This window comes from Neobacillus drentensis, assembly GCF_036965425.1.
Lineage (GTDB): Bacteria > Bacillota > Bacilli > Bacillales > Cytobacillaceae > Neobacillus > Neobacillus drentensis_F.
The window spans coordinates 1-4,246 of sequence record NZ_JBALPP010000214.1 but is presented as its reverse complement, the minus strand read 5'-3'; the positions used below and the strand labels follow the sequence as shown (position 1 = coordinate 4,246).

General features: G+C 36.2%; 6 protein-coding genes. 5 read left to right on the top strand and 1 reads right to left on the bottom strand.

All coding sequences use genetic code 11. The features are described 5' to 3' along the window. Positions 1-28: 28 nt before the first annotated feature. The 4 genes from V7161_RS30200 (at position 29) to V7161_RS30185 (ending at position 2,950) form a co-directional block, all read left to right on the top strand. Positions 29-409: a PaaI family thioesterase gene (locus tag V7161_RS30200; protein WP_335716446.1), complete on the top strand. Its 381-nt coding sequence runs from the start codon at positions 29-31 to the stop codon at positions 407-409. 231 nt (positions 410-640) lie between these two features. Continuing rightward, positions 641-1,087: an NUDIX hydrolase gene (locus V7161_RS30195; protein ID WP_335716445.1), complete on the top strand. Its 447-nt coding sequence runs from the start codon at positions 641-643 to the stop codon at positions 1,085-1,087. Positions 1,088-1,259: 172 nt separating this feature from the next. Further along, entirely contained in the window at positions 1,260-1,634 is a 375-nt protein-coding gene (locus V7161_RS30190) for a DUF2750 domain-containing protein (protein ID WP_335716444.1), read from the top strand. Between the two features lie 275 nt (positions 1,635-1,909). After that, on the top strand, positions 1,910-2,950 hold the full coding sequence (locus V7161_RS30185) for an NADH:flavin oxidoreductase/NADH oxidase (RefSeq protein WP_335548198.1): 1,041 nt from the start codon (positions 1,910-1,912) through the stop codon (positions 2,948-2,950). A gap of 282 nt (positions 2,951-3,232) precedes the next feature. Here the strand turns inward: V7161_RS30185 and V7161_RS30180 are convergent, their stop codons facing one another. Further along, positions 3,233-3,379 (bottom strand): hypothetical protein, encoded by a 147-nt coding sequence (locus V7161_RS30180; protein ID WP_335716443.1) that lies wholly within the window; start codon positions 3,377-3,379, stop codon positions 3,233-3,235. 412 nt (positions 3,380-3,791) lie between these two features. Between V7161_RS30180 and V7161_RS30175 the strand changes: the two genes are divergently transcribed. After that, entirely contained in the window at positions 3,792-4,205 is a 414-nt protein-coding gene (locus tag V7161_RS30175; protein ID WP_335716442.1) for a hypothetical protein, read from the top strand. Positions 4,206-4,246: the final 41 nt, after the last annotated feature.

The window sequence follows — 4,246 nt, the reverse complement described above, 5'->3', positions numbered from 1 at the left end:
TAAATTTAATATATAAGAGGTGTATGAGATGTTTATAAAACAGCCATTTGACGAATTTTTAGGTTTGAAATACAAAAAGCTTGATGATAATAATTTGCAAATTATATTGCCAGTTCAGGACCTATTCATTAATAGTGCAGGGGTTATACATGGTGGTATCATTTCTTCATTGGCTGATGTAGCTGTATCAAACTTGTCACCAGCAAATGAAGATGGTATACAACAAGCTGTAACCGTTGATTTAAATGTTTCTTTTTTAAAACCCGCTACTGGTACATACTTGATGGCAAATGCCAAAATTGAAAAACAGGGCAAAACTTTAATTCATACGGAGTGTTCGATTTATAACGATAAACAAGAAATTGTAGCTAAATCTAATGCAATCCTATTTCGCACAAACCTAAAGTAAGCCCACAAGAATCCCAAGAGGGCTTTTATCGTTTCGAGGATAAATACACCCGCTAAACATTAAAAAGAGCAGGACAGGGGCTTTTTCTGCTATCGGGTGCAAGAGTTAAATAGGTAGGGTTGCTGCGATCCCTTTTTTGTTGTACTAACGGTGCAGGTTAATTCAAGAAGGAAATTCGTATATAAGAGGAGAATTATTTTAACAGTCTTTATCAACAGGGGTGAGAAAATAATGGCTGAGTACACAAAGGAAATACGAGAACTAATCGGAAACAGACCATTAATTTTGGTGGGTGCTACTATAATTGTTATGAATGATAAAAAAGAGATTTTATTTCAACACCGTTCCGACACAAAAGAATGGGGGTTGCCAGGTGGGGCAATGGAAATTGGAGAAACATTAGAGGAGACCGCTGAGCGTGAACTCTTTGAGGAAACGGGCTTGAAAGCAATAAGATTAAAGTTTATTGATATTTTGTCGGGAAGTAATCTATACTTTAAATATCCTAACGGTGATGAAGTCTACAATGTTATATGTGTTTATTTGGCAGAAGAAACTAGTGGTGAGTTAGCTATGAATGATGGTGAAAGTTTGGATTTAAAATATTTTTCCCTCAACGAGTTGCCTTCCCAAATTGATGAAAGAGCGAAGTTAATTATTGAAAAATATTTTAATTAGGATGTCTTGCTCACCTATTGGGTGCAATAGTACAAGATTGAGCTGCCATATCTGGCGGCTTTTTTGTTATTCAACTAAAGGTGCAGTTTAGTGAAAGAAGGTATTTCACTTCATACTGAAGAATTATAGATAAATGACTTTTGTAAATGCAGTAATCGGAGGAAAAAGGAATATGAATCAAAAAGAATTTGAGTCTCTCATAAAACAACCAGCAAAAATCAGATATGAATATTTTATTAAGAAGGTCGTTGATTATGAGGAAGTGTGGGGGTTATTTGACGGAGATTGGGCAACTGCACAGAATGATGATGGAAGTATGTTGATTCCTTTCTTTCCTAAAAAGGATTTTGCGGAATACTGTGCCGATAGTGAGTGGAGAAATTTCAAACCTAAATCGATTGACTTGAATGATTTTATTGACAAATGGCTTGTTGGAATGAAGAAGGATGGAGTTAAACCTTCCATTTTTCCTACAAATCAAGAAGCAGTAACGGTCGAGATAGATCCACTGTTAAGGGACTTAAATAACGAATTAGAAAATTATTAAGATAAGGTCTAGTGTTTCTCCATAAGGGGGGAATGCTTTTTTATTACCTACAAGATTGTGAAGAGTTGTACTTAAAGTAACGTAAGCAGTTTAGCTTAACAAGGCTAATGTCAGAATAAGTGTACCTTAATAGTGAAAAATAGTTAAAAAAGGACATAGAGATTATTTGATTATTTTTTCATAATTCACACGGATGTTTTTATATGATTTGTAAGAAAAAAAGGAACAGAAAAAGCTGATCCAGAAATTAAAAAATTATTTGGAGATGAAAAGGAATGAGTAATAAATTATTTTCACCTTTTGAACTGAAATCTTTAAAACTAAAGAACCGGGCTGTTATGGCTCCGATGTGCCAATACTCGGTTACTGAAAAGGACGGGAAGCCTAACGAGTGGCATTATGTTCATTACATCAGCCGAGCCATCGGAGGGACTGGTCTAATCATCATGGAAATGACTGATATAGATCCTGAAGGAAGAATTACGGACTATGACCTGGGTTTATGGTCAGATGACCAAATTCCAGCCTTTTCAAGAATTATTGACCAGGTACATGCCTATGGTACAAAAATAGGCATACAGATTGCCCATGCTGGACGAAAAGCCGAGGATGCTGCTAATCCAGTTGCCCCCTCGGCTATAAAATTCCCTGATGAGGGCTATAAAACTCCACGTGCTTTATCCAATGAGGAAGTAAAGGAAATGGTTCAGTTGTTTGCTGATACAGCAGGAAGGGCAGTTAAAGCGGGTGTAGACATGATTGAAATTCATGCCGCTCACGGGTATTTGATCCATCAGTTCCAATCACCGCTTACGAATAAACGTGAGGATCAATACGGCGAAGATCTTTCCCTTTTTGGAAGAGAGGTTATCCAAGCTGTTAAAAAAGAAATACCATCTGACATGCCCTTATCTGTCCGTATCACAGCAGTAGAATACGCTGATGGAGGCTATGATTTAGATCATGCCATTATGCTAAGTAAAGCCTATAAAGAAGCAGGTGCTGATATTCTTCATGTTAGTAGCGGTGGTGAAGCAATTCCAGGTGAAAGAAAGCCAGGAAATTACCCAGGCTACCAGGTTCCTTTTGCCCGTAAGATTCGTGAGGAAGTCGGCATTCCGGTAATTGCAGTAGGAATGCTCGAGAAACCTGCTGTAGCGGAGGCAGTGATTGGGAATGGAGATGCAGACTTGGTGGCAATTGCCCGTGGAATGCTAGTGGATCCATATTGGTCAACCCATGCAGCTATTGAACTACGTAGCAAGCAGTTAAATGTACCGAAACAATATGAACGAGGTTATCATATAAAAAGATAGCGTTTTGTATTGTGTGGTCAACTCTATCATAAGGACTTAGTTCATTATATATGTGAGTTATAAATAATACAATAAGAAGGCTATAGCTTTGTATCGTGCTATAGCCTTCTTTATTTGTCCCAATTTGGATCGCTGCGGCGGTCCTTTTGTGTTGTTGTACTAACGTGGCAGTTTACTTAAATAATAGTTTTAGAAAAACAAAATTGGAACTTCCATTTAAAAATTATGTAATAGAGGATCGGGACTTCCCAAATCCTCCTCAAATATTCAATCGCTTTTCTTTTAACAACAGTGTCCGTAATGGTGCCAAGGATGATGAAAACCGTAACCACCATAGAAAGGATAATGGTGATGATGAAAACCGTAACCATACGGATGATAGCCGTATCCCATCATCGGATAACCAAATGATCCATAGTAAGGAGGCATTTAGACACCTACTTTCATTCTATATTTTATTACACTTTAGACATATGTCTTTTGGATTGGATATGAGCTTATCTAATTGAAAATAGGCACAACTGAATCGGGTCTAATCTATTTTAATTAACAAGAAATGTTATTTGTAATTAGAAACATAGTGAGCTTTAACAAAGTGGAACATGAATTGATTTTCTTCAAGGAGGATGCCTTTTTAATAAAATTTAAAAAGACCACTCCAAGTAACTGAGCAGTCTTAGCATCGGGGAGGTGATTCCCATGGACAATAAATGACAGATACTAAATCTTAGAACAATTATTGTTGTCCTTCTTCAACTAAAGGGTCAGATTTGCTTAAGAAGGAATAAGTGCCTTTGAAATAGAATAAAGTACCGAATCATTGTTGAAATGAGGTGCTTTTGTGGATTTATGTTTTTATAGGAATTTGCCTGATTATTTGTCGGTTAAGGAAATAAAATCTCATTTCTGCGAATTAATTAATTATATTGAATTAAATTATGCTGCCAGTCCTTTAAACATATCTGAAGCCTTATACGAACTAGCGGAACGACAAAGTAATACATTGGAATATTTAGAAGATGGTTTAAAGCAACGTATTGATAATTGGGTAATTTGCAATTGGGACATAGACAATAATAAATTAATTGATAATTTATTGTCTTTAATCGCTTTATTGGGACTACAAAAAAGTTTTGAAAAAGCTAAAGCTTCATTAGCGAATATAAATTTGAATATCGATTTAAGGAAGGAAATTGAAGCTACCATTAAGGAGTTAAATGGGAACGTCGGTGACCCTTATTCAGGTATGAACTGAAATGTTATTGTGCTAACGGGTGCAAGAGTTAAAGATTGGGA